This is a genomic window from Ancylobacter rudongensis (assembly GCF_900100155.1).
Taxonomy (GTDB): Bacteria; Pseudomonadota; Alphaproteobacteria; order Rhizobiales; family Xanthobacteraceae; genus Ancylobacter; species Ancylobacter rudongensis.
Genome location: NZ_FMTP01000007.1, coordinates 91,532 through 115,945 on the forward strand (window position 1 = coordinate 91,532; position 24,414 = coordinate 115,945).

General features: G+C 66.8%; 19 protein-coding genes. 11 read left to right on the forward strand and 8 right to left on the reverse strand.

The window, feature by feature from the left end; translation table 11 throughout:
- Positions 1-3: 3 nt before the first annotated feature.
- The gene (locus BLO63_RS16830) at positions 4-867 is read right to left on the reverse strand and encodes a hypothetical protein (RefSeq protein WP_244517924.1); all 864 of its coding nucleotides are present in this window, start codon (positions 865-867) and stop codon (positions 4-6) included.
- Positions 868-1,200: 333 nt separating this feature from the next.
- On the opposite strand from BLO63_RS16830, the gene BLO63_RS16835 reads away from it, so the two are divergent.
- On the forward strand, positions 1,201-2,028 hold the full coding sequence (locus BLO63_RS16835; protein ID WP_091442913.1) for a transglutaminase-like domain-containing protein: 828 nt from the start codon (positions 1,201-1,203) through the stop codon (positions 2,026-2,028).
- A gap of 4 nt (positions 2,029-2,032) precedes the next feature.
- Here BLO63_RS16835 and purN read toward each other — a convergent pair whose 3' ends face one another.
- The 4 genes from purN to BLO63_RS16855 all read right to left on the reverse strand — a co-directional run bounded on the left by purN (position 2,033) and on the right by BLO63_RS16855 (position 5,836).
- Complete coding sequence (gene purN, locus BLO63_RS16840; protein WP_091442916.1) at positions 2,033-2,686, reverse strand: phosphoribosylglycinamide formyltransferase; 654 nt, start codon at positions 2,684-2,686, stop codon at positions 2,033-2,035.
- A gap of 13 nt (positions 2,687-2,699) precedes the next feature.
- Positions 2,700-3,782 carry a phosphoribosylformylglycinamidine cyclo-ligase gene (gene purM, locus BLO63_RS16845; protein ID WP_425284341.1) on the reverse strand — a complete coding sequence of 361 codons (1,083 nt, stop codon included), beginning with the start codon at positions 3,780-3,782 and terminating at the stop codon, positions 2,700-2,702.
- Between the two features lie 84 nt (positions 3,783-3,866).
- Positions 3,867-5,024, reverse strand: coding sequence for a benzoate/H(+) symporter BenE family transporter (locus BLO63_RS16850; RefSeq protein WP_280138068.1), 1,158 nt, complete (start codon positions 5,022-5,024; stop codon positions 3,867-3,869).
- A gap of 71 nt (positions 5,025-5,095) precedes the next feature.
- Positions 5,096-5,836 carry a class I SAM-dependent methyltransferase gene (locus tag BLO63_RS16855; RefSeq protein WP_091442921.1) on the reverse strand — a complete coding sequence of 247 codons (741 nt, stop codon included), beginning with the start codon at positions 5,834-5,836 and terminating at the stop codon, positions 5,096-5,098.
- A 200-nt stretch (positions 5,837-6,036) separates the two neighbouring features.
- Here BLO63_RS16855 and BLO63_RS16860 point away from each other — a divergent pair, with 200 nt between their 5' ends.
- The 4 genes from BLO63_RS16860 to ppx all read left to right on the forward strand — a co-directional run bounded on the left by BLO63_RS16860 (position 6,037) and on the right by ppx (position 11,734).
- Complete coding sequence (locus BLO63_RS16860) at positions 6,037-7,164, forward strand: AI-2E family transporter (protein ID WP_091442923.1); 1,128 nt, start codon at positions 6,037-6,039, stop codon at positions 7,162-7,164.
- A gap of 2 nt (positions 7,165-7,166) precedes the next feature.
- Positions 7,167-7,904 (forward strand): P-loop NTPase family protein, encoded by a 738-nt coding sequence (locus BLO63_RS16865; RefSeq protein ID WP_091442925.1) that lies wholly within the window; start codon positions 7,167-7,169, stop codon positions 7,902-7,904.
- A gap of 103 nt (positions 7,905-8,007) precedes the next feature.
- Entirely contained in the window at positions 8,008-10,212 is a 2,205-nt protein-coding gene (locus tag BLO63_RS16870; RefSeq protein ID WP_091442927.1) for an RNA degradosome polyphosphate kinase, read from the forward strand.
- Positions 10,213-10,216: 4 nt separating this feature from the next.
- A complete protein-coding gene (gene ppx, locus BLO63_RS16875; protein ID WP_091442930.1) occupies positions 10,217-11,734 on the forward strand; it encodes an exopolyphosphatase in 1,518 nt (505 codons plus the stop codon).
- 126 nt (positions 11,735-11,860) lie between these two features.
- Here the strand turns inward: ppx and rnd are convergent, their stop codons facing one another.
- Positions 11,861-13,054, reverse strand: a complete 1,194-nt coding sequence (gene rnd, locus BLO63_RS16880; RefSeq protein WP_091442932.1) for a ribonuclease D — start codon at positions 13,052-13,054, stop codon at positions 11,861-11,863.
- Positions 13,055-13,191: 137 nt separating this feature from the next.
- On the opposite strand from rnd, the gene BLO63_RS16885 reads away from it, so the two are divergent.
- Together BLO63_RS16885 and aspS are read left to right on the forward strand one after the other, a co-directional pair.
- Positions 13,192-13,662 carry a DUF992 domain-containing protein gene (locus tag BLO63_RS16885; protein WP_091442935.1) on the forward strand — a complete coding sequence of 157 codons (471 nt, stop codon included), beginning with the start codon at positions 13,192-13,194 and terminating at the stop codon, positions 13,660-13,662.
- A 151-nt stretch (positions 13,663-13,813) separates the two neighbouring features.
- On the forward strand, positions 13,814-15,586 hold the full coding sequence (aspS, locus tag BLO63_RS16890) for an aspartate--tRNA ligase (protein WP_091442937.1): 1,773 nt from the start codon (positions 13,814-13,816) through the stop codon (positions 15,584-15,586).
- Positions 15,587-15,680: 94 nt separating this feature from the next.
- Here the strand turns inward: aspS and BLO63_RS16895 are convergent, their stop codons facing one another.
- The gene (locus tag BLO63_RS16895) at positions 15,681-17,675 is read right to left on the reverse strand and encodes a hypothetical protein (RefSeq protein ID WP_091442939.1); all 1,995 of its coding nucleotides are present in this window, start codon (positions 17,673-17,675) and stop codon (positions 15,681-15,683) included.
- Positions 17,676-17,871: 196 nt separating this feature from the next.
- On the opposite strand from BLO63_RS16895, the gene BLO63_RS16900 reads away from it, so the two are divergent.
- The 4 genes from BLO63_RS16900 (at position 17,872) to BLO63_RS16915 (ending at position 21,755) form a co-directional block, all read left to right on the forward strand.
- Positions 17,872-20,151: an NADP-dependent malic enzyme gene (locus BLO63_RS16900; protein ID WP_091442942.1), complete on the forward strand. Its 2,280-nt coding sequence runs from the start codon at positions 17,872-17,874 to the stop codon at positions 20,149-20,151.
- 210 nt (positions 20,152-20,361) lie between these two features.
- Positions 20,362-20,688, forward strand: a complete 327-nt coding sequence (locus BLO63_RS16905) for a glycine zipper domain-containing protein (RefSeq protein ID WP_091442944.1) — start codon at positions 20,362-20,364, stop codon at positions 20,686-20,688.
- 363 nt (positions 20,689-21,051) lie between these two features.
- On the forward strand, positions 21,052-21,264 hold the full coding sequence (locus BLO63_RS16910; RefSeq protein ID WP_018390360.1) for a cold-shock protein: 213 nt from the start codon (positions 21,052-21,054) through the stop codon (positions 21,262-21,264).
- Positions 21,265-21,539: 275 nt separating this feature from the next.
- Positions 21,540-21,755, forward strand: coding sequence for a cold-shock protein (locus BLO63_RS16915; protein ID WP_013165949.1), 216 nt, complete (start codon positions 21,540-21,542; stop codon positions 21,753-21,755).
- 183 nt (positions 21,756-21,938) lie between these two features.
- Here the strand turns inward: BLO63_RS16915 and BLO63_RS16920 are convergent, their stop codons facing one another.
- Complete coding sequence (locus tag BLO63_RS16920) at positions 21,939-24,380, reverse strand: glycosyltransferase (RefSeq protein WP_091442947.1); 2,442 nt, start codon at positions 24,378-24,380, stop codon at positions 21,939-21,941.
- Between the last annotated feature and the right edge of the window lie 34 nt (positions 24,381-24,414).

A 24,414-nucleotide genomic window follows, 5' to 3' on the forward strand; every position in this document is an offset into this window, starting at 1 on the left:
GAGCTAGTATCCGGCTTCGGCCCATAGCATGGCCTCCTGATGGCGCTTCAGTTCTTCGAGAGACACAGGGAGTCTTTTGAGGTCAAGCAGGTACATCGGAATCTGCCATAAACGATAAAGAGTCTGTACATGCTTTTCTTCAGCTGTTTCGAGTGGCAGACTTTCGGCAATAGCGCGTGCAAGTAAACGTTCGAGAATTTTCCTAATGTCCTCGAAACCTTCTTTATCCTGGAACGTAACCGTGCCCCAAGTCTCAGAGGTTGCCTGTAGGCCAGCCTCGGTAGTGAGGCCCAGTTGATGCAGTGCTTCAACTAATTGAAGCGAAGGGGGAGGCCAATCTCCAATCGATACACCGTCGTGAACGACAGGCGCGCTCCAAACTGGATCGCCATTCTCGAATGCTGCAATATCAACGTATAGTTGGCTTTCCCGCCGATACTCTTCCCAATTAGGCAGGATGTACTCACCCATATTGCCTTCAAGATAATGGGTGCGTCGAGCTGTATCTACATATTCCTGAAGTTGTTTAGTGTCGACGGGTTTCCAGCTGGCTGCATTGGCATAGATCATTCGGGCAAGGTGATTGTAGAACCAGCTCAGCATCGGTGTCAGGCGATCTTTCATCAGTGCTGAAGGGCAGCGAACGATGTCCATCAGGATCAAGCCCTTAGCGGCCTCTTCTTCTGCAAAGCCTTCTAGGACCTCGCGCTCACGCGAATGGCCCTGCAGCGCCTGAGCAGCCGACCAAAATCCAAAGGCGCTGTCGCGTATCAGCGGAAGGCCTTCCGCAATGAAGCCCAGCTGTGCCTTGGGCGACATTTGCGCCAAGCGATTTGCCTGCCTAAGACCGATGTTCACCTTGCTCATGGATAACCTCCGGCAAGGACGCTATAGCGGCGCTTGGCCGTTTGCATCATCAGTTGGGAGCTTAAGCCAGAAACAGCTCGACATGGGGCGCGGCGGTTTGTCCGAGATAGAGGAGCGACGGCTGGAGAACGACACGATGCTGCTAGCGGCGCGGCACGACGGTGGGCATCGTGTGCGCGCACGCGATGCGGCCGGCAGCGGGGAGGGCCACCCCGCCTCGGCCGCGACATGCGCCGCTGTCGCAAATTTACGACCCAAGAGGTGGTAACTGAGGGGAACCGATCGACGCTGGCGGCGTCATATCGACATCTTTCCTCGCAGCGGAACCGCCCCATGAGATTCAACGTCGCCTCTCGGCTCGCCTATGAGGTGCGCGACAGGGCCGTCTTCATCCTCAACATCGAGGCGGCGGCGCTGCGGCACCAGACGATTCTGTCGGAAACGCTGAACCTCACCCCCGCGCTCGCGCTGGAGCGGCACGAGCTGGCGGGCGGCACCCGGCTGGTGCGCGTGGTGGTGGAGCCGGGCCTGTTCGAGGTCGCCTATGACGCCAGGGTCGAGCTGGCGATGCTCGATGCCGACCCCTCCCATGTCGGCGAGACGCCGGTGGCGGAGCTGCCGCTGGGGGTGGTGCCCTTCCTCAACCCCAGCCGCTACTGCCAGTCGGACCAGCTCGGGCGCTTCGCCTATCACCAGTTCGGCGGCCTGCCGCCCGGCCATGAGCGGGTGACGGCGATCTGCAACTGGATCTACGACAATGTGGAGTATCTGAGCGGCAGCACCAATTCCGAGACCTCGGCCTATGACACGATGGTGCAGCGCGCCGGGGTGTGCCGGGATTTCGCCCATCTCGGCATCGCCTTCTGCCGCGCACTGTCGATCCCCTCGCGCTTCGCCAGCTCCTATGCCTGGCAGCTCGACCCGCCGGACTTTCACGCCGTGTTCGAGTGCTATCTCGACGGCGCCTGGTATGTGTTCGACCCCACCCGCAAGGCCGCACTGCAGGGGCTGGTGCGGATCGGCGTCGGCCGCGACGCGGCGGATGCCGCCTTCGCCACCATCTATGGCGACGCTGTCATGACCGATATGCAGGTGTCGATCGCCCCGCTCGACGAGGTGGCGCATGCCGCGCCGACGCTGCGAGCGGTGGGGGTCGCGTAGACGCTCAGCCGACCGGCGGCACGACCAGCGCCGGCGGGGCGAGGGTGAACTCGTCAATCGTGACGCGGCCATTCTCCAGCCGGGCGCGGCCATCGGCGACGAGGCGCAGCGCGGCGGGATAGACGATATGCTCCTGCGCCAGCACGCGCGCGCCGAGCGTGTCGGGCGTGTCGCTCTCCAGCACCGGCACGGCGGCCTGAATGAGGATGGGACCGACATCCATTTCCGGCGTGACGAAATGCACCGTGCAGCCATGGATGCGCACGCCCTCGGCCAGCGCCCGCTCATGCGTGTGCAGGCCCTTGAAGCTCGGGAGCAGCGCCGGGTGGATGTTGAGCATCCGTCCCGTCCATTTTTCCACGAACGGGCCGGTGAGCAGGCGCAGGAAGCCGGCGAGGCAGACGAGATCGGCCTGCTCCTCCACCAGCACCGCGTCGAGCGCGGCGTCGAACGCGGCGCGGTCGGCATGCGCCTTGTGGTCGACGACGCGGGTGGGGATGTTGCAGGCCTGGGCGCGGGCAAGGCCATGCGCGTCCGGCCGGTTGGAGATCACCACCGCGATCTCGGCCGGAAAGTCCGGCGCCGCCGCCGCCTCGATCAGCGACATCATGTTGGAGCCGCGCCCGGAGATGAGGACGGCCACGCGGGGTTTGGTCATGGCGCCGTCCGGCTCAGAGCGGCGTGTGGAGGGTGAGCGTGCCGTCATAGACAGTGTGCGCCGCGCCCTCGCCGGGCTCGATGACGCCGAGATGCACCACTTCCTCGCCGCCCTGCGCGAAAGCATCGGCCACGGTCTCGGCGTCTTCCGGGGCGCAGACCACCACCATGCCGATGCCGCAATTGAAGGCGCGCAGCATTTCTTCCGGCGCCACATTGCCGGTCTGCGCCAGCCAGCGGAACACCGGGGGGAGGGTGACGCCGTCAAGGTCGATGCGGCCGATCGTGTGCTTGGGCAGCACGCGCGGCAGGTTCTCGGTGAGGCCGCCGCCGGTGATGTGGGCGAGCGCCTTCACCTTGCCGGTGGAGCGGATGGCCGCGAGCGCCGACTTCACATAGAGCCGGGTGGGGATAAGCAGCGCCTCGCCCAAAGTGAGGCCGCGGGCGAAGGGGGCGGGCGAATCCCAGCCGAGGCCGGACAGCTCGACAATGCGGCGCACCAGCGAATAGCCATTGGAATGCACGCCTGACGAGGCGAGGCCGAGCAGCACGTCGCCGGGGCGCACATTGGGCGAGGGCAGCAGCTCGCCGCGCTCCACCGCGCCGACCGAGAAGCCGGCGAGGTCGTAGTCGCCTTCCGCATACATGCCGGGCATCTCAGCCGTCTCGCCGCCGATCAGCGCGCAGCCGGCCTCGACGCAGCCCCGGGCGATGCCGGCGACAATGGTGGCGCCGACCTCGGGGGCCAGCTTGCCGGTGGCGAAATAATCGAGGAAGAACAGCGGCTCGGCGCCCTGCACCACGAGATCGTTGACGCACATGGCGACGAGATCGATGCCGATGGTGCCGTGCCGGCCGGTCTCGATGGCGATCTTCAGCTTGGTGCCGACGCCGTCGGTGGTGGCGACGATGAGCGGGTCCTTGAAACCGGCGGCCTTGGGGTCGAACACCCCGCCGAAGCCGCCAATATCGGCATCGGCGCCCGGCCGGCGGGTCGCCTTGACCAGCGGCTTGATGAGATCGACCAGCCGGTTGCCGGCATCGATGTCGACGCCCGCATCGCGATAGCTGAGGCCTTTTTCCGTACCGGTCATCATGCGTCCCCGAACAATGCTCGCGGATTAAACGCTTATGGCGCGGCGGGCAAGGTCGCGGGCGGCTTTCCCCCGCACGGCGCGGCCTCAGCCCCGGCGCCCGGCATGCTCGATGCCCAGCGCGGTGAGGCCGGCGGCCAGCCCCCAGAAGGCGGAGCCGAGGCCGAACAGCGACAGGCCCGAGGCGGTGACCGCCAGCGTCAGCACGGCGGGAAAGCGCTTGGCCGTGTCGCCCATCGCCGAGGCGAGCGCGTTGACCAGCGGGCCGAGCAAAGCCAGTCCGGCGAAGGTCGCCACCAGTTCGCGCGGCAGGGTGGCGATCAGCGCCACCGCGCCGGCGCCGAAGCCGGCGAGCACGACATAGCTCAGCGCATAGAACGGCGTCGCCAGCCAGCGCTTTGCCGGGTCGGGATGGGCGTCCGGCCCGGTGCAGATCGAGGCGGTGATGGCGGCGAGGTTGCTGGTCAGCGAGCCGATCGGCGCCGTTATCAGCGAGGCGATGGCGGTGGAGGCCAGGATCGAAGGCGCCGGCGGCTTGTAGCCGGCCGCCTGCAGCACGGCGAGGCCGGGCAGGTTCTGCGAGGCCATGGTGACGATGTAGAGCGGGATGCCGACGCCGATCATCGCCTGCAGGTCGAAGCGCGGCACGATCAGCTCGATCGTCGGCCACGGCACGCCATCGGGCAGCGGGCCGACCCGGCCGAGGACGAAGGCCAGCGCGATGCCGAGCACCAGCACCGCCAGCACGGCGCCGAACGGGCTGATCCGCCGCGCCACCAGGAACAGCAGCACCAGCGGCAGCACCAGCAGCGGGTCGACCTGCCCGGCGGAGAACACGCCGGTGCAGAAGCGGAACAGCACGCCCGCCAGCATGGCGGCGGCGATCGCCACCGGCAGGCGCTGCACCAGCGCGCCGAGCGGCTTCACCGCGGCGGTGACGAGGATCAGCGCGCCGGCGACAAGGAAGGCGCCCACCGCCGGCTCGATGGTGAGGCCGTGCGAGGCGGCGATCAGCGCCGCGCCGGGCGTGGTCCAGGCGGTGATGATCGGCATGCGGTGGCGCCAGCCGAGCCAGGCCGAAGTCGCCGCCATCGACAGGCACAGGCCGATGACGCCCGAAGTGATCTGCCCCGGCGTGGCGCCGAGCGCCTGCGCCGCCGCGACGATGAGGGTGAGCGTGCCGCCAAAGCCGACAAGGGCGGCGACGATGCCTGAGGTGACGACAGAGGAGCGCATGCGGCAGATCCGAACGGTGCGCCGGGCTGGCGCGACGCCGCCTTTTGGCACGCGCGGCCGGCGCCGTCATCAAGGATGGCTCACGCCGGCGGAGCGAGGCCGCCGAGGGGAATGAACTCGGGCGAAGCCTCCTCGGCGGCTCCGCCGTTCCAGTCGCCCAGCCAGCGCTCCACCCGCAGACCGGCCTGCGCGATTCGCCGTTCAAGCTCGGTGCCCGGGGTGAAGCGGATGCGGCTCTGCGCGCTCAGGGTGCGCCCGTCGCCCAGGCGATAGTAGGTGCCGTAGGTGACGACGCCCGAGGCTTCATCGCAGCTTGCCGTGTTCCAGGCCTCGACCCGGCCATGGGCGGGGTGATCGACCCACCGGCGCGAATTGTGCGGCTGCCACTCCTCCCACTCGCGGGCGGCCGGGTTGCGGCTGTCGAAGATAAAGCGCCCGCCCGGCGCCAGATGTGCCGCGATGGTCGCGAGCACGGCGCGCTGGTCGTCATCGGTGAGGAAGACCTGGAAGGCGTGCCCGGTCAGCACGATGAGATCGAAGCGCTGCCCCAGGCGCAGCGTGCGGGCATCGGCCTCGATCCACACGGCGCCGTCGCTGCCCGGGCGGGCACGGGCCACGTCGAGCATCGCGGCAGCCGGATCGACGCCGACGCGGACAGGGTTGGAGAGTCCCGCCAGAAACGCACCTGTCCCGCAGCCGAGATCGAGCACGCAGTCCACCTCCCGGGCAAGGCCGGCGCAGAAGCTGCGGTCCATGCCCCAATCGTTCTCGGTATCGTAGAAGGCGACGAGGGACGCATCGGTATAAAGCGGGTCTTCCATCACGCGCTCCTCCAGCCGGCCTCCTGCCTTCTGCCACGGAGGAACGTCCACCGCCATGTCGCGTTAGGGAAGGTTCTGTGAATGGCGGGGGCGCGCGTCCCGGCTGTGCGGCTTGTGCATCGCACGCGCGCCGTTTTCCTGTATTTATGTGCGCGAGGCGGCGTCGGCAGGCGCGGACCCGGGCGAGAGGCGGTTCACGAATGGCGTGGCACAAGCAGGTGATGTTCTGGCTGGCGATGCTTGGCCTGTTCATTGCGGCCGCATGGCTGCTGAGCAGCGTGTTGCTGCCCTTCGTCGCCGGCCTCGCGCTCGCCTATTTTCTCAACCCGGTGACGACGCGGCTGGAGCGCTGGGGCGTCAACCGGCTGGTGGCCTCGCTGGTGACGATCACCCTGACGCTGCTGCTGGCCATTCTGCTGATGCTGCTGGTCGTGCCGATCTTCGGCTCGCAGCTCGCCGCCTTCATCCAGCGCCTGCCGGAATATATCGGCAAGCTGCAGAATCTCTTGACCGGCGAGGGCGAGAGCGCGGCGTGGCTGCGCGATTTCGTCGGCGACCGCATGCCGAGCGTCCAGTCCGGGCTGAACGAGCTGGTCTCGCAGGGCGCGACCTACATGCTGACCCTGATCCAGGGGCTGTGGACCGGCGGGCAGGCGCTGCTCTCGGTGTTCTCGCTGCTGGTCATCACCCCGGTGGTGGCGTTCTACATTCTCAATGACTGGTACAGCATGGTCCACAAGGTGGATTCCTGGCTGCCGGTGCGCCACCGCGCCACCCTTCGCAGCCTTGCCCGCCAGATGGACGGCGCCATCGCCGGCTTCGTGCGCGGCCAGTCGCTGGTCTGCCTCATTCTCGGCAGCTTCTACGCCATCAGCCTGACCATGACGGGGCTGAATTTCGGCTTCGTCATCGGCTTCGTCTCGGGGATCATCACCTTCATCCCCTATGTCGGCTCGCTGACCGGCCTCGTGCTGGCCGGCGGCGTCGCCATCGTGCAGTTCTTCCCGGACTATTCGATGATCGCCATCGTCATCGGCATCTTCGTGTTCGGCCAGTTCATCGAAGGCTACATCCTCTCGCCCAAGCTGGTGGGCGACAGCGTCGGCCTGCACCCGGTGTGGCTGATGTTCGCCCTGCTGGCCTTCGGCTACATGCTGGGCTTCCTCGGCCTGCTGCTGGCGGTGCCGCTGGCGGCGGCGGTGGGGGTGCTGGTGCGCTTCGCCATCAACCAGTATCTGGAAAGTCCGCTCTATACGGGGGAGGGCGAGGGGGAACTGCACAGCGCCCCCGCGCCGGTGCCCTTCCTGCCCGAGAGCCGGGTGCGCTGAGCATGGCCAGCCGACAGCTTGCCCTCGATCTGCCCCATGCTGACAGCCGGTCGCGGGACGATTTCCTGCCCGGCCTCGCCAATGAGGCGGCGCTGGCGCTGATCGAAGCCTGGCCGGACTGGCCGGCCCGCGCCGTCGCGCTGGTGGGGCCACCGGGTTCGGGCAAGTCGCATCTGGCCGCCATTTTCGCCGAGGCGGCCCATGCGCCTGTCATCCCGGCGGCGGCGCTCGACATCGCCGCCGTGCCCGGCCTGCTCGCCAGCGGCGCGCTTGTCGTGGAGGATCTGGGCGAGGGGCCGGTGCCCGAGGCGGCGCTGTTCCATCTGCTGAACCTGGTGGGCGAACAGAAGGCGGGCCTGCTGATCACCTCGGCGCGGCTGCCCTCGACCCTTTCGGAGGGCCTCGCCACCGCCGATCTCGCCTCGCGGCTGCGGGTGCTGCCGGTGGTGCGGCTCGGCCCGCCGGACGAGGAATTGCTGGCGGCGGTGGCGGTGAAGCTGTTCGCCGACCGGCAGATCCTTCCCGATGAGGCGCTGCTGGCCTACCTTCTGCCACGGGTCGAGCGGTCCATTGCCGGGCTGCGCGACGTGGTGGCCGAGCTCGACCGCGAGGCGCTGGCGCGCAAGCGCCCGCTGACACGGGCGCTCGCCGCCGAGCTGCTGCGGGCGCGGGCGGATTCGTCCGACGAGACCGATCGGGCGCCCGGCGAAATTGTCCTCAACGACTTGACCATAGGTTAATCCCGACATGTCATCCAGCCGTCACGATGCCCGGCGACCTTCGCGCCGGACGAAGCGGGCCCCCCGCAAAGAGGATGGAGTGGCGACGGTGAGCGAGACGGAAATGCAGGGCGAGCCGATTGTCGAACTGACCGAGATGCCCATTCAGCCGACGGTGCCGCCCCGTCCGCTGGAAGACGAGCTGATGAAGTCGCCGGAGCGCTTCATCAACCGTGAACTCTCCTGGCTCGAATTCAATCGCCGTGTGCTGGAGGAAGCCGCCAACACCGAGCACCCGATGCTGGAGCAGCTGCGCTTCCTCTCCATCTCGGCCAACAATCTCGACGAGTTCTTCATGGTCCGCGTCGCCGGCCTGAAGGAGCAGGTGCGCGAGGGCTACACCGCCCGCAGCCCGGACGGGCTGAACCCGATCGAGCAGCTGGCGCGCATCGGCGTGGCGGCGGCCGAACTCGCCGAGGACCAGCAGGCGCGCTGGCGCGGGCTGCGGCAGTCGCTGATCGGCTGCGGCATCGTGCTGGTGGACGGCGCCGATGTGGAGAAGGCCGACCGGGCGGTGCTCGACGACTTCTTCCTCGCCCATGTCTTCCCGGTGCTGACCCCGCTCGCCATCGACCCGGCGCATCCCTTCCCGTTCATTCCCAATCTCGGCTTCTCGCTGGCGCTGCAGCTCTCGCGTATCCATGACGGTCGCCGGATGAACGCGCTGATCCGCGTGCCGGCGAAGATCGACCGCTTCATCCGCCTGCCGGATGGCGAGGGCGGGGTGCAGCGCTTCATCACGCTGGAGCAGATGATCGGCCTGTTCATCGGCCGCCTGTTCCCCGGCTATCAGGTGAAGGGGCAGGGCGGCTTCCGCGTCATCCGCGACAGCGACCTCGAAGTCGAGGAAGAGGCCGAGGACCTGATGCGCCAGTTCGAGACGGCGCTGAAGCGCCGCCGGCTGGGGCAGGTGATCCGGCTGGAGATCGACGCCTCCATGCCGGAGGAGCTGCGTGTGTTCGTCGCCCGCGAGCTCGGCGTGGTCGAGGACGAGATCTTCCTCGTCGACGGCGTGCTGGCGTTGAACGAGTTCAGCCAGCTGGTCGGCGTCGACCGGCCGGATTTGAAGTTCAAGCCGTATAATCCGCGCTTCCCCGAGCGCATCCGCGACCATGCCGGCGACTGCTTCGCCGCCATCCGCGAGAAGGACCTCGTGGTCCACCACCCCTATGAATCCTTCGACGTGGTGGTGCAGTTCCTGCGCCAGGCGGCCCGCGACCCCAACGTCGTCGCCATCAAGCAGACGCTCTACCGCACCTCTTCCGACAGCCCGATCATCAAGGCGCTGGCCGAGGCGGCGGAGGCCGGCAAGTCGGTGACGGCGCTGGTGGAGCTGAAGGCGCGCTTCGACGAGGAGGCCAATATCCGCTGGGCGCGCGACCTGGAGCGCGCCGGGGTGCAGGTGGTGTTCGGCTTCCTGGAGCTGAAGACCCACGCCAAGCTCTCGCTGGTGGTCCGCCGCGAGGGCGGGGCGCTGTCGAGCTACTGCCATGTCGGCACCGGCAATTATCACCCGATCACCGCCCGCATCTACACCGACCTGTCGTTCTTCACCGCCGACCCGGCGATCGGCCGCGACGTGGCGCGCATCTTCAACTTCATCACCGGCTATGCCGAGCCGGTGGGGCTGGAGAAGCTGGCCATCGCACCGCTGACGTTGAAGAAGCAGATTCTCGACCATATCGACGCCGAGATGGAATTCGCCAAGGCCGGCAAGCCGGCGGCGATCTGGCTGAAGATGAACTCGCTGGTCGACCCGATGATCATCGATGCGCTCTACCGCGCCAGCCAGGCCGGTGTGCCGATCGACATCGTGGTGCGCGGCATCTGCTGCCTGCGTCCGGGCGTGTCGGGCCTGTCGGAGAATATCCGGGTCAAGTCGATCGTCGGCCGCTTCCTGGAGCATGAGCGCATCTATTGCTTCGGCAATGGCCACGGCCTGCCCCATACCGGGGCGGCGCTCTACATCTCCTCGGCCGACCTGATGCCGCGCAATCTCGACCGGCGGGTGGAATCGTTGTGCCCGATCACCAACGCGACCGTGCACATGCAGATTCTCGAACAGATCATGGTCGCCAACCTGCAGGACAACCAGCAGAGCTGGCGCGTGTTGTCGGATGGCTCCTCGCAGCGCATAGTGCCCGGCGAGGGCGAGGAAAAGTTCAACGCCCAGCAGTATTTCATGACCAATCCGAGCCTGTCGGGACGTGGCAAGTCGCTTAAGGAATCCTCGCCCCGCAACCTCCTACGCCGTCGCGATCGGACGTGAGCGCATGAGCGAAGTGTTGCGTGATGCCGGACACGGCCTGTTGTCCGGCATGTCGGTTGCCGTCATCGATATCGGTTCCAACTCTGTCCGCCTCGTCGTCTATGAGCGCCTGTCGCGCTCGCCGACGCCGATCTTCAACGAGAAGGCCTCCTGCGGGCTCGGTCGCGAGGTGCTGACCACCGGCCGGCTCAACCCGGACGCGGTGGAGAAGGCGCTGGCCGCCCTGCGCCGCTTCCGGGTGCTGTGCGACCGCATGGGGGTGGGCAAGGTCTATGTGCTCGCCACCGCGGCGGCGCGCGACGCCGCCAACGGGCCGGACTTCGTCGCCGCCTGCACGGAAATCTGCCGCACCGAGGTGGAGGTGCTCTCGGGCAAGCGCGAGGCGCAGCTTTCCGCTCTCGGCATTCTCTCGGGCGTGCACCACGCCAATGGCGTGGTCGGCGATCTCGGCGGTGGCTCGCTGGAACTCGCGGACCTGCAAGGCCAGCGCATCGGCTCGGGCGTGACCTTTCCGCTCGGCGGGCTCGCGCTGCAGGACACGTCCGGCCGCTCGCTGAAGAAGGCCGACAAGATCGTCAAGGACCTCCTGACCAAGGACCCGCATCTCGAACATCTCAAGGGGCGCACCTTCTATGCGGTGGGCGGCACCTGGCGCGCGCTGGCGCGGCTGCACATGTTCCAGCGCGGCTATCCGCTGCATGTGATGCACGGCTACATCATCCCCGCCCGCGAGGCGCTGGAGTTCTGCCGGCTGGTGCGGCAGGTGCCGATCGACACGCTCTCGCGCATCGACACGGTGTCCGATGTCCGCCGGCCGCTGCTGCCCTATGGCGCGGTTGTGCTGGAGCATCTGATCCGCATCGGCAAGCCGACCAATGTCTTCATCTCGGCGCAGGGCGTGCGCGAGGGGCTGCTCTATGAGCTGCTGGAGGTCGAGGAGCGCCAGCACGACCCGCTAATCACCGCCGCCGCCGAGCTGAACGAAGTCCGCGCCCGCTCCCCCGCCCATGGCTGGGAGCTGATTGACTGGACCGACCAGTTCATGAAGAGCAGCGGCATCGACGAGAGCGTCGAGGAAAAGCGGCTGCGCCATGCCGCCTGCCTGCTCTCCGACATCAGTTGGCGGGCGCATCCCGACTATCGCGGCGAGCAGAGCCTCAACCTCATCGCCCACGCCTCCTTCATCGGCGTGGATCACCCCGGCCGCGCCTTCCTGGCACTGGCGATCTATTACCGGCACATGGGGCTGATCGACGAGGACCTGTCGCCGCGCATCCGCGAGCTGGTGTCGGCGCGGCTGCTGGACCGGGCCCGCATTCTCGGCGCGGCGATGCGGGTGGCCTATATCCTCTCCGCCGCCATGCCGGGCACGCTGCCGCTGACGCCGCTGTCGGTGGAACGCGGCAAGCTGGCGCTGCAGCTGCGCGGCGAGCTGGCGCCGCTGAGCGGCGACCGCATCGCCAACCGTCTGCGCACGCTGGCCCGGCTGATCGGCCGGGAATCAACGGTTCTGGCAGGGTAGGGTTCGGCCGGGGGGCTCCGCTCCGGCTCGATTTGTCCTGTCCGCACCGCTAGAAACCCTGCTGATTGCGCAGTCTTGCGGCGGCGGGTGCGCAGGTCGGCCCGCTAGCAGGCGCCGGCGGCGCGCTCACTCCTCGGGGGTTGCCCGGTCCAGAGCGGCCCGCTCCAGCGCCGTCCGTTCGATGGCGATGACGCGGCCGCGCTGCATGGCCAGCGCCAGCCGGCCGGACTTCAGCGCCAAGGCGCGATCGCCGAACAATTCGCCGCGCCAGCCGCGCAGCGCGCCGACATCGGGCTCGTCCTCGGAGGCGATGCGCTCCAGATCGTCCACCGTGGCGATGATCTTGGCGGCGACGCCGTGCTGCTCGGAGGTCATGCGCAGCAGCACCTTCAGCAGCTCCACCGTCGCCGAGGCGCCGTTGGAGAGCGGCCGGTCGCGTTCGATGCGCGGCAGGGTCTTGGGGTCGCGGGCAAGGCCCGCCTTCACCGCCTCGACGATCATCTCGCCGGCGCGGGAGCGCTCGAAGCCTTTGGGGATGGCGCGCAGCTGGCCGAGCTTCTCGATCGTGGTCGGGTGCTGCGAGGCGATCTCGCCGATCACATCGTCCTTGAGGATGCGCGAGCGCGGCGTGTCGCGGGCCTGCGCCTCGCGCTCGCGCCAGGCGGCGACTTCCATCAGAACGGCGAGGTCCTTCGGCTTGCGGGCGCGCGAGCGCAGCCGCTCCCAGGCGCGCTCGGGCTCCTGCCGGTAGGTGTCGGCGGAGGTGAGCACCGCCATCTCCTCGCCCACCCAGTCGGCGCGGCCGCGCTTCTTCAGGTCGGCGTCGAGCTTGAGGAAGACGTCGCGCAGATGGGTGACGTCGGCTTCGGCATAGGCGACATGGGCGGCGGAGAGCGGGCGGCGCGACCAGTCGGTGAAGCGCAGCGACTTGTCGAGCACCTCGCCGGTGAGGCGCTGCACCAGCTGGTCATAGGAAATGGAGTCGCCATGGCCGAGCACCATGGCCGCGACCTGGGTGTCGAACACTGGGTGCGGGATGATGCCGGCGAGGTGCCAGACGATTTCGATGTCCTGCCGGCCGGCGTGGAACACCTTCAGCACATTGGCGTCCGACATCAGCGCGAAGAACGGCGCGAGGTCGATGCCCTCCGCCAGCGCGTCGACCACCAGCGCCTCGTCCACGCTGGCGAGCTGCACGACGCAGAGCTTGGGCCAGAAGGTGGTCTCACGCAGGAATTCGGTGTCGACGGTGATGAACGGGTGGCGGGCGAGGCGTTCGCAGGCCGCGGCGAGTTCGTCTGTGCTGGTGATCATGTTCATGTTGATTTTTACATATCGGAGTCGGAGCGCCGTTTCGACCCCGAAACATGCCGCAATTTGGCGAAAGGATTAACCATTCGCGGCTACGAGTCGCAAAGGCTTTCCGGCGGGGTGCCCGCCATGACTGGGGGATATCGATGAAAAAGACCGCCTTCGCTCTCGCCACCGCCGCTCTGGCGCTGTCTTTCGTGCCCGCTTCCGCCGCCGAGCGGGTCAAGGCTGGCGTGCTGGTTTGCAATGCCGGTGCCAGCATCGGCATGCTGATCGAGTCCAAGCAGGAACTGACCTGCACCTACACCCCGGCCGATAACGGCCCCGAGCAGCGCTACGCCGGCACCATCAAGAATATCGGCGTCGAACTGGGCGTTACCGGCGGCGGCGTGCTGACCTGGGGCGTGCTGGCGCTGACCAAGTCGGTAGCCCCCGGCGCGCTGGCCGGACCCTATGGCGGCGTGACCGGCGACGTGGCGCTGGGCGTCGGCATCGGCGCCAATGTGCTGGTCGGCTCCGACAAGTCGTTCGCGCTCAACCCGATCTCCGTCGAGGGCAATGTCGGGGCGTCGCTGGCGCTGGGCGTGGGCGGGCTGAACCTGCGCTACGTGCCCTGATCGCTTGCGGCCGGCGCCGCCTTGAACACAAGGCGGCCGCCTGTCCTTCTTGACAAAGCCGAGCCTCGCATGCACCCCTCCGCGCGCCCCGCGTGAGGGGTGTTTTGCTATGTCCGCCACGTCTCGGCGGCACCAACTCCGGGAAGACGCCATGCACCGCTATCGCTCGCACACCTGTGGCGCCCTGCGCGCCAGCGATGTCGGCTCCACCGCGCGGCTCTCCGGCTGGTGCCATCGCATCCGCGATCATGGCGGCGTGCTGTTCATCGATCTGCGCGACCATTACGGCCTGACGCAGGTGGTGGTCGATCCCGACAGCCCGGCCTTCAAGCTGGCCGAGACGGTGCGTGCCGAGTGGGTGATCCGGGTCGATGGCCGGGTGCGCTCGCGCCCCGCCGGCACCGAGAACCCCGAACTGCCCACCGGGCAGGTGGAGATGTACGCCACCGAGATCGAGGTGCTGGGCCCGGCCGCCGAGCTGCCCATGCCGGTGTTCGGCGATGTCGAGTACCCGGAGGAGACGCGGCTGCGCTACCGCTTCCTCGATCTGCGCCGCGAGAAGCTGCACAAGAACATCATGACCCGCGGCGCCATCGTCGATGCCATGCGCTCGAAGATGAAGGGCCAGGGCTTCTTCGAATTCCAGACGCCGATCCTCACCGCCTCCTCGCCGGAAGGCGCGCGCGACTTCCTGGTGCCCTCGCGCCTGCACCCCGGCAAGTTCTACGCCCTGCCGCAGGCGCCGCAGCAGTACAAGCAGCTGATCATGATGAGCGGCTTCGACCGCTATTTCCAGATCGCCCCCTGCTTCCGCGACGAGGACCCGCGCGCCGACCGGCTGCCGGGCGAGTTCTACCAGCTCGACCTGGAGATGAGCTTCGTCGAGCAGGAAGACGTTTTCGCCGCGGTCGAACCGGTCATCACGGGCGTGTTCGAGGAATTCGCCGACGGCAAGCCGGTGACGAAGAACTGGCCGCGCATTCCCTACGCCACCTCGATGCAGAAATACGGCACCGACAAGCCGGATTTGCGCAACCCGATCGAGATGCAGGACGTCTCCGAGCATTTTCGCGGCAGCGGCTTCAAGGTGTTCGCGCGCATGCTGGAAGACCCGAAGAACCGGGTCTGGGCCATTCCCGGCACCGGCGGCGGCTCCCGCGCCTTCTGCGACCGCATGAACTCGTGGGCGCAGGGCGAGGGCCAGCCGGGGCTTGGCTACATCATGTGGCGCGAGGGCAATGAGGGCGCCGGGCCGCTCGCCAACAATATCGGCCCGGAGCGCACCGAGGCGGTGCGCGCCCAGCTTGGCCTCGGCGCCGGCGATGCCGCCTTCTTCGTCGCCGGCAACCCGGAAAAGTTCGTCCGCTTCGCCGGCCTCGCCCGCACCAGGGTGGGCGAGGAGCTGAAGCTGGTCGACCATGACCGCTTCGAGCTGGCCTGGATCGTCGATTTCCCGTTCTACGAGTGGAGCGAGGACGACAAGAAGGTCGACTTCTCGCACAACCCCTTCTCCATGCCGCAGGGCGGGCTGGAGGCGCTGAACAACCAGGACCCGCTGACCATTAAGGCGTTCCAGTACGACATCGCCTGCAATGGCTATGAGATCGCGTCGGGCGGCATCCGCAACCACCGCCCCGAGGCGATGGTGAAGGCGTTCGAGATCGCCGGCTATGACGAGGCGACGGTGCAGGAGCGCTTCGGCGGCCTCTACCGCGCCTTCCAGTATGGCGCGCCTCCGCATGGCGGCATGGCGGCCGGCGTCGACCGCATCGTCATGCTGCTGTGCGGCACGACGAATCTGCGCGAGATCTCGATTTTCCCGATGAACCAGCAGGCGCAGGACATTCTGATGGGGGCGCCGAACGAGGCGAGCCCGAAGCAGCTGCGCGAGCTGCACATCCGCACCAACCTGCCGGAGAAGTAGGCCGCTTCGCCTGCCGGCGAGGTGCGGCGGGCGGTGGTCATTGACGAAAAAAGGCGGCCACCGGCCGCCTTTTGTTTGAGCCGGGCGCGGCTGCCTAGCGCGCGGGCAGCGTCTCGACATTCAGCTCGTCGACCAGTCCCAGCGGGTCCTCGCTGTTCAGCGCCTCGACGATCAGCAGCACCGGCAGCGGCTCGTGGCGCGGGGTGATGCGCAAAGCCAGCGTGCCCATCGGCTTCTGCACGAAGCGGACGAAGGCCTCCACCGCCGGCCCGAGTTCCGGCCGGTCCGTTACCGCCTGCGCCAGCAGCAGGTCGGCGAAGCCGGCGAAGAGCTGGCGGATGTCCTCCGGCTTCAGCCCCTGCTCCTTGGCGGCGGCCTCAAGCTTCTGGTCGTAGAGGCCGGCATCGGTGACGGTGAGGTCGAGCGCGCCGAGATTGACCTCCATCGCCCCGGCCAGCGCCTCGTCCGGCTGGGTGGAGAAGACGGAATCGTCCACCGCGCTCAAGGTGAGCCTGGCGTTGAAGGAGAAGGCGTCGGAGACTTCGATATAGGCGGGGTCGACCAGCACGCTGTCGTCCGCCTCGTTCCAGGCGGCGCCGAAATCCATGGCGATGCTGGCCCGGTCCACCTGTCCCGGCACCAGCGCGAAGGCGGAATTGCCGGCGTTGATCATGGCGGTCGGCCCGCTCATGCGCAGCGTGGCGGAAATGCGGGTCGGCAGGGCGTCCGGCTCGGCGGTCCAGGTGAGGGCGAATCGGTCGATATTGAGCGGCGAGCCCTGCTCGGTAGGGGACACCACATTGGTGATTTCGACCGACTCGACGGTGTTGAAGAACGGCGCCGGCCAGCGGCCGATATCGGCGGGATTCTCCGCCCCGTCCGCCAGCAGCGCCATCAGCGTGCCGGCCTTCAGGCCGCCCATCGCGAAGCGCCCCATCTGGAAGGCCTCGCCATCGGGTCCCTTGGCGGTGAGCTTCTCCAGCGCGAAGTTCTCCATCCGCCCGCCATCGATGGTGCCGACGGTGAAGGAGCCGAGGCCGAAGGCGAAGCCGCCTGGTGCCGCGCCTTCCACCCCTTCGGCGGCCATGCCGCCTATGCGCACGCCTTCGTCGTAAATGACAGCCGCCATCCGGAAAAGCGCGGCGGTTTCCTCGGGCGGGGCCTCGGCGCCTGCGGCCGCGATCTTCTCCAGCTGCTCACGGGCGGCGAGCAGCTCCTCCACGGGAATCGCGGAGGGCCGGATCGCCACATCCGTCATCGACAGGCGCGCAATGCGCTGCGCCACCCCGCCTTCCAGGGTGACGTCGTAATTCTCCATGGCGACGGAGTCGTGGATGGTGATGAACTGGTCGCTGGCCTCGCGCAGCTCGGAATCGAGCAGGATCATCATTCCCGCCACGTCGAAGCCCTTGATGTCGACGCGCCCGATCGAGCCCTGGCCGATGCTGCCCGACGGGCCGGCGATGGTGAAGCGCGAGGGCTCGGCCGTCAGGGTGGCGAAGCGCCCATTGGCGAGCTGTCCCAGCTGGATGTCCCCATTTGTCTCTTCACTGGTCACGCGCGCATCGCCTGTGCCGGCGGTGCCGGTGCCGGTGGAGGCGGGGATGTCGATGCGCTCGGCGGTGATCTTGCGCAGGAAGTCGAGGGCGATCTGCGGCGGGCTGCCATCGACCGACGCCTGGGTGGGGAATTCCAGCGCCGTGATGGCGACGCGCGGCGCCTTGTACTGGCTGATGTTCGGCGCGCCGAGCAGGAGCGGCGGGCTGAGGGCGACATCGCCCAGCTCCACCGTCTGCGCGAAGACCCGGTCCGCACCGCGCTGCGCCACCCCGTCGGCCACCAGCGAGCCGATCTTCAGCGCGCCCTGCACCGGCCCGACGAGCGAGAGGTCGGCCAGCTCGAAGCGTCCGGCGAACAGGTCATAGTTCACCTTGCCGACGCTCGCCTCGACCCCGCCCGCCCGTAGCGTGCCCAGCGCCGCCTCAACCTGGCTGCGCGCCTCATGGTTGACATAGGCGGTGAGGCCGAAATAGCCGCCGACGCCGAGGACGACGAAGGCACTGAGAGCAATGAGAAACGGCTTGCGCATGCGAGGCTGACCTGGGGGCGGGATCTGGGGACGTGCCGGGGAACGGTTTGAGGCGGACGGGCTGGCAGTGTCGTGCCGGCCGATGGCCCACCTTAAACCAACCGTCCAAAGTCCAGCACCAGAAAATGGGAAAGGGCGTTGTGCCCGTGAGCAGAATCCCTATGCTCCCGCGCCAAGCTCCGGGGAAGGAAACACGATGGCCTCTTACATCTCCGACGATCTGCGCTCTGGCGCCATGTTCTACCACCGCCACCCGCGTCCCGGTAAGCTTGAGATCCAGCCGACCAAGCCGCTCGCCAACCAGCGCGATCTTGCCCTGGCCTATACGCCCGGCGTCGCCGCCGTCTGCGAGGCGATCGCCGCCGACAAGTCGCTGGTGGCGGAACTGACCGCCCGGCAGAACCTCGTCGCCGTGGTCTCCAACGGCACCGCCGTGCTCGGCCTCGGCAATATCGGCCCGGAAGCCTCCAAGCCCGTGATGGAGGGCAAGGCGGTCCTGTTCAAGAAATTCGCCGGCATCGACGTGTTCGACATCGAGATCAACGCGCTGGAGCCGGACCATGTGGTGAGCGTGGTCGCCGCGCTCGAACCCACCTTCGGCGGCATCAACCTCGAAGACATCAAGGCGCCCGAGTGTTTCGAGATCGAGACCCGGCTGCGCGAGATCATGAAGATCCCGGTCTTCCATGACGACCAGCACGGCACCGCGATCATCGTGGTGGCGGCGATCGTCAATGCGCTGTTCCTCGGCGGCAAGAAGCTGGAGGACGTGAAGATCGTCACGTCAGGCGCCGGCGCGGCCGCCATCGCCACGCTGAACCTGCTGCGCTCCATGGGCGCCAAGCTGGAGAACATCTGGGTCACGGACATTGAGGGCGTGGTCTATGAGGGCCGCGAAAAGCTGATGGACCCCTATAAGGGGGTGTTCGCCCAGAAGACCGAGCTGCGCACGCTGGCCGAGGTGATCGCCGGCGCCGACATCTTCATCGGCCTCTCCGCCGGCGGCGTGCTGAAGCCGGAAATGCTGGCGGCGATGGCCGAGCGCCCGCTGATCATGGCGCTGGCCAACCCGACGCCGGAAATCATGCCCGACCTCGCCCGCGAGGCGCGCCCGGACGCGATGATCTGCACCGGCCGCTCGGACTTCCCCAACCAGGTCAACAATGTCCTGTGCTTCCCCTTCATCTTCCGTGGGGCGCTGGATGCCGGCGCGACCACGATCAATGAGGAGATGAAGGTCGCGGCGGTCAACGCCATCGCCGAGCTGGCGCGCGAGACGCCCTCCGACGTGGTCGCCCGCGCCTATGGCGGCGAGACGCCGGTGTTCGGCCCGGCCTCGCTGATTCCCTCGCCCTTCGACCCGCGCCTCATCCTGCGCATCGCGCCGGCTGTGGCACGGGCGGCGATGGAATCGGGCGTTGCCAAGCAGCCGATTGCCGATTTCGACGCCTATCAGGAGCAGCTCGACCGCTTCGTCTTCCGCTCCGGCCTGGTGATGAAGCCGATCTTCGCCCTCGCCAAGCAGGCGCCCAAGCGCGTGATCTACGCCGAGGGCGAGGATGAGCGCATCCTGCGCGCGGCGCAGGTGGTGGTGGAGGAGGGCATCGCCCGCCCGATCCTGATCGGCCGTCCCTCGGTGGTGGAGACCCGGCTGCAGCGCTTCGGCCTGTCCATTCGCCCCGGCCGCGAATTCGACCTCATCAACCCCGAGGACGATCCGCGCTACCGCGACTATGTCACCACCTATGTCGAGCGCGCCGGCCGGCGCGGCGTGACGCCCGAGCTCGCCCGCACGCTGGTGCGCACCACGCCGACGGTGATCGCGGCGATCGCGGTGGTGCGCGGCGATGCCGACACCATGCTGTGCGGCGTCGAGGGGCGCTTCACCCGCCATCTGCGCCACATCCGGACCATTATCGGCCTGGCGCCGGGCGTGCGCGACGTGGCGGCGCTGTCCATGCTGCTGACGCAGAAGGGCGCGTTCTTCCTCTGCGACACCCAGGTGCAGGCCGACCCCACCGCCGAGGACCTGGCCGAGATGGCGCAGCTCGCCGCCGCCCATGTCCGCCGCTTCGGCATCGAGCCGAAGGTGGCGCTGCTCTCGCATTCCGACTTCGGCAGCCGCGACGACGACAGCGCCTTGAAGATGCGCCGCACCCTCGACCTGATCCTGCAGCGCGCCCCCGACCTGATGGTCGATGGCGAAATGGAGGGCGACAGCGCGCTGGTGCCGGAAATGCGCGAGCGGGTGCTGCCGGGCTCGCGCCTGCAGGGCGTGGCCAACATCCTCGTCATGCCCAATCTCGACGCCGCCAATATTGGCTACCAGATGGTGAAGGTGTTCGGCGATGCGCTGCCCGTCGGCCCGATCCTGCTCGGCCCGGCGCGGCCGGCGCATGTGCTCACCCCCTCGGTGACGGCGCGCGGCATCGTCAACATGACCGCCATCGCGGTGGTGGAAGCCCAGCACGCCTGAGCGCGGCGCGCCGCGCCGGCCCCGCGTGGCGGTTCACCGTGCGAAAAGGCCGGAGGCGCGCCCCGATAGCGCGCTTCTGCGCCGGGGCGGCCTCATGATACCCTAAAGGTCCGGGCCCGACTCGCGCGCGGCGGCTTGCCGCGCGCTGCGGTGTCTCCGGGCCTTGCGCGGGAGTCGGAGGACGGCCTCGCCCCAGCGGAGATCTGACCGATGCGTGCCCTTTTCTCGCTTGCGACGCTGGCGCTGGCCGCCGGCTTTCTCGGCTTCGCACCCGGAGCGGCGCGGGCCAATGACACCGCGGTCGGGGCGATCATCGGCGGGACGGCCGGCGCGATCATCGGCGGCGCCACCACCGGCAAGGCTGGCGGCGCGGTGGCCGGGGCGGTGATCGGCGGCACCGCCGGGGCGATCATCGGCAACCAGAGCGACAAGAAGAAGAACAAGAACAAGTCGTACTACTACTGGTCCGGCGGCAAGTGCCTGTACCGCTACCCCAACGGGCAGGTGATCAAGGTCAGCAAGAACTATTGCTACTAAAGCATTTTCGAGCGGAGTAGCGTCCGGTTCGCGTGAAGAAAATCCGTAAAGACAAAAACCTGGAGCCGGTCCGGTGAACCGGCCTTCACCGGACCGGCTCTAACCCCCGGCCAGGGCGGGCAGAGGTCCCGTCCGTGCGCATGGGAAATGACGCAGCGGCACTTTTTCGCCCACCGGTTGCTTTATGACCTAAATGTGGCGGGTTTTGCCGTGGAATTGACATATTTCTGACCAAGCTAACCGCAGCGCGAATTCGCCAGACGCGAGGTGCCGCAAGGTGCCGCCGGCTGGCGGGGCTCGGCGCAATTCGGCGGGTGCCGCAGGTGCTCGCCGGTGTCTCACTGGTCTCGAAGGTTGTCTCTGATGGCGGATACCGGCACGGTTAAGTGGTTCAACGAGCAGAAGGGCTACGGCTTCATTCAGCCCGACAATGGCGGCAAGGACGTTTTCGTCCACATCAGCGCGGTGCAGCGCTCGGGCCTGCAAAGCCTGCGCGACGGCGACAAGATCTCTTTCGAGTTGCAGACGGACCAGCGCTCGGGCAAGACCTCGGCGGTTGATCTGCGTCCGCTCTGACGCGGCGCGGGCTGGAATCGGACGGTTTCGTCCGGTTAGATTCAATACAATGTCGTCGTTCCTTGGAGCGACGACATTTCGGCTGCGGAAGCTCTGCATCTACCATCCGCGCCTCTTGCAAACACGGCCATTCGCGGTAGTCTCTCGCGCAGACTTTGGCTGGACTCTGGGCCGTTTCACCTGCGGGTGCACGTTCAGCTTTTCTTCCAAATTCGACCCAGCGGCGGGGCCGTGCCTGCGCCGGATGTGCAACCTCGATACGTGAGACTATCCTAATGTCTACCCAGACCGGCACCGTGAAGTGGTTCAACGATCAGAAGGGCTACGGCTTCATTCAGCCCGATGGCGCTGGCAAGGACGTTTTCGTCCACATCAGCGCGGTTCAGCGTTCGGGCCTGCAGGGCCTGCGTGACGGCGAGAAGGTGTCCTTCGAGCTGCAGACCGATCAGCGCTCCGGCAAGACCTCGGCGGTCAATCTCCGCGTCGGCTGATCGCAGGCCGGCCCTGGCGCCGGCTTTTGCGTAAACAAGGGAAAGCCGCTGGCCCCGCCGGGCCGGCGGCTTTCTTTTTGGGCTAGAGCATTTCGAGTGAACCGGGTTTCGGTTCGCGTGAGAAAATGCGTGACAACAAGAGCCTGGAGCACATCAGGCGAACCGGCTTTCCCCGGACGTCCTCTAGGGCGGAGGAGGTGGGGCGAGGCCGAGCCCCTGGACGATCGTCTTCATGCGGGCGACGCCTGTGTCGAAGCTGTGGCGTTCACGCATGCGCCGCAGCCCGCTATCGGAGAGCCGTTGCCAGAGTTCTTCGTCCCGGTAGGCGCGAACCACGAGCTTGGCGAATTCAGCGGGGTCATCGGCCACAAGAATACCGCCATCCTCGTAGAGCCTCATTCCCTCGGCCGCGATTGACGTGCAGATGCAGGGAACGCCGTGGCACAGGCTTGAGATAACCTTGCCCTTGGTGCCAGCGCCGTAGCGCAGGGGCGCAACGGTCAGCCGCAACGCTTCGAAAGTCTCGCGGAGGTCAGCGACATGGCCGATGAAGACCAGTCCCCGGTCGGTCCGTCTCCGCAGGTCGTCGGGCATGTCCGCGCCCATCAGATGGAATTGCGCATCCGGCAGCTCGCGCAGCACGAGGGGCCATATCGAATCCAGAAAATGCCTAACGCCGTCGAGATTGGGCAGGTGCCGATAGCCGCCGATAAAGCCAATATGGCGTCGCGCCGCGAAATCTGCGCGCCGGCCGGGAACGTCTCGGATAAGCCGAACCTCGTAGACGGGGGCGCCCGGCACTTCTTCTTCGAGAAGCTTCAACTCCTCATCCGATACGACGATCGCCGCGTCGGCAAGCCGGATCAGGTCCAACTCCCTTTCCCGCGTATGAAGCGCTTCATCGATCTTTGCGCGATTCCCTTCGAGGCTGCCTTCCCGGCGTTGTCTGACGTAATGAAGATCTACCGTATTGAATATAATCTTGGAGTGTCGGCTATGCGCGCGGACAGTTTCGAAAAATTGTCCGCCATGATGAACGCGCGAAAGGAATACGAGCTCGAATAACGACCCATTTGCACGTATAAAGTCAAATATACTTGATGCGTAAGTGTCATCGACAGCGATAGCGCCCGTTCGTTCAAGGCTTTCCTTGGCCGCTCTCGCAATCTCATTCAGCGCTTTGGATTGAAAATGGCTCTTTGCCACAAAATAGACGCTGTATCCCATCCGCTGAAAGATACGGACGAAATTGATCGCATCGAGCGATCCGGAATCGCGATCCGGCGTTGGATAGACGCTGTCGATGATGAGAACGCACCGGCGGCCCTCGGGCGTCAGCTTCCCGGCGAGGGTGCGATCTGACGGCGCGGCGGGCGCGGTGGATGGACCAAAAGCGCTGGGAACGAGGGTAAAGGGCGGGGGACTGGAAGGCCGACGATGAGCCTTCGGCAATGCCAGGTAGTCTTCGCTTTCCATCCATTGCCGGAACGGTGGCGTAGGGACGCCCTGGCGGATGACCCAGGACCGGAAGATACGGCGCGGCTTGCCATTGTTGTGGAACAGGATGCGCCGCAAGCCGCGAGCCGGCTTGCCATCGCGTCGAAACAGCACCCTGCCGAGAAGCGAGCGCTGGTGATCCGACGACTGGCCGGGCAAGCGCTCCAGCTCCCGCAGGCGCTGCTGGCTGGTTCGCAGTTCCTCCAGAATGCCGTCGAACAGGCGCTGCTGCTGCGTCGCGAAGTCGGCCAGAGCCTGCGCGTCGTCGAGGGCGGTTGGAGACGTGCCGGCGTCCGCTCTCTCTTCCTGGTGCCACCGCAGAACGTCGATCAGCCCCGATGCACGAACGAGCAAAGGTGCGCGCAGCAGGCTCGGCAGCAGGCTTGGCAGCCTGATCGACGGCGCGATGACGGTGTCGTAATGGCGCCGTGCCTCGTCGATACCGGCGACGAATTCGCAGGGAATATTGAGCGATTGCGAGATGTCCTGCCATTTGAACGGCAGGTCGATCGTGTCGGCGCGCCAATAGGCAAATGGTCGCCGATAGGCCGCGGCGACCAGGCAGGCATGCATGGCCGAGCCCAGTACGAAATCGGCCGAGAAAATGGCGTCGATGACATCGGTCAGCGCCTTTTCGTTGTTCTCGATATTGGGCCGCACGACAACATCGCAGCCGGAAGCGGCAAGAAGGGTGCGATCGTCTCGCTTGTCGTGAAAATGGGGCACGCAGATGGACTTGCCCGCCAGCCAGTCCAGCTTCTGCGGGCGGTAGAGCGCCGGCAGAAGGAAGGCCGGATCGCCCTGCGGCGCGAATGCGCCAAGCTCAAGCTCGGAGGCGCTTAATGGTCCGCGGACGGCTTGAATCTCGACGGCCGGCCATTTCTCGCGAGAGAGACCTCCGGCTTCACGGATGCCGCATCCCCAGAAAACCACGGGGTGGCCACTCTGCGCCCGCAGCGGAACGAACATGTCGTCCATCACGCTGCCTATAATGTGAACCCCTGAAACATCGGCCCGATAGCCGAAGAACAGACGTGACACGAGATATTCCGACAGGAAATCACCGAAATTCTGCGTATCTTCGCCCTTCAACCAATAAAGAATATTGGATTTATTCGAGCGTTTCATATCAGGGCGACCACAGGACTAAAACGCAACGTTC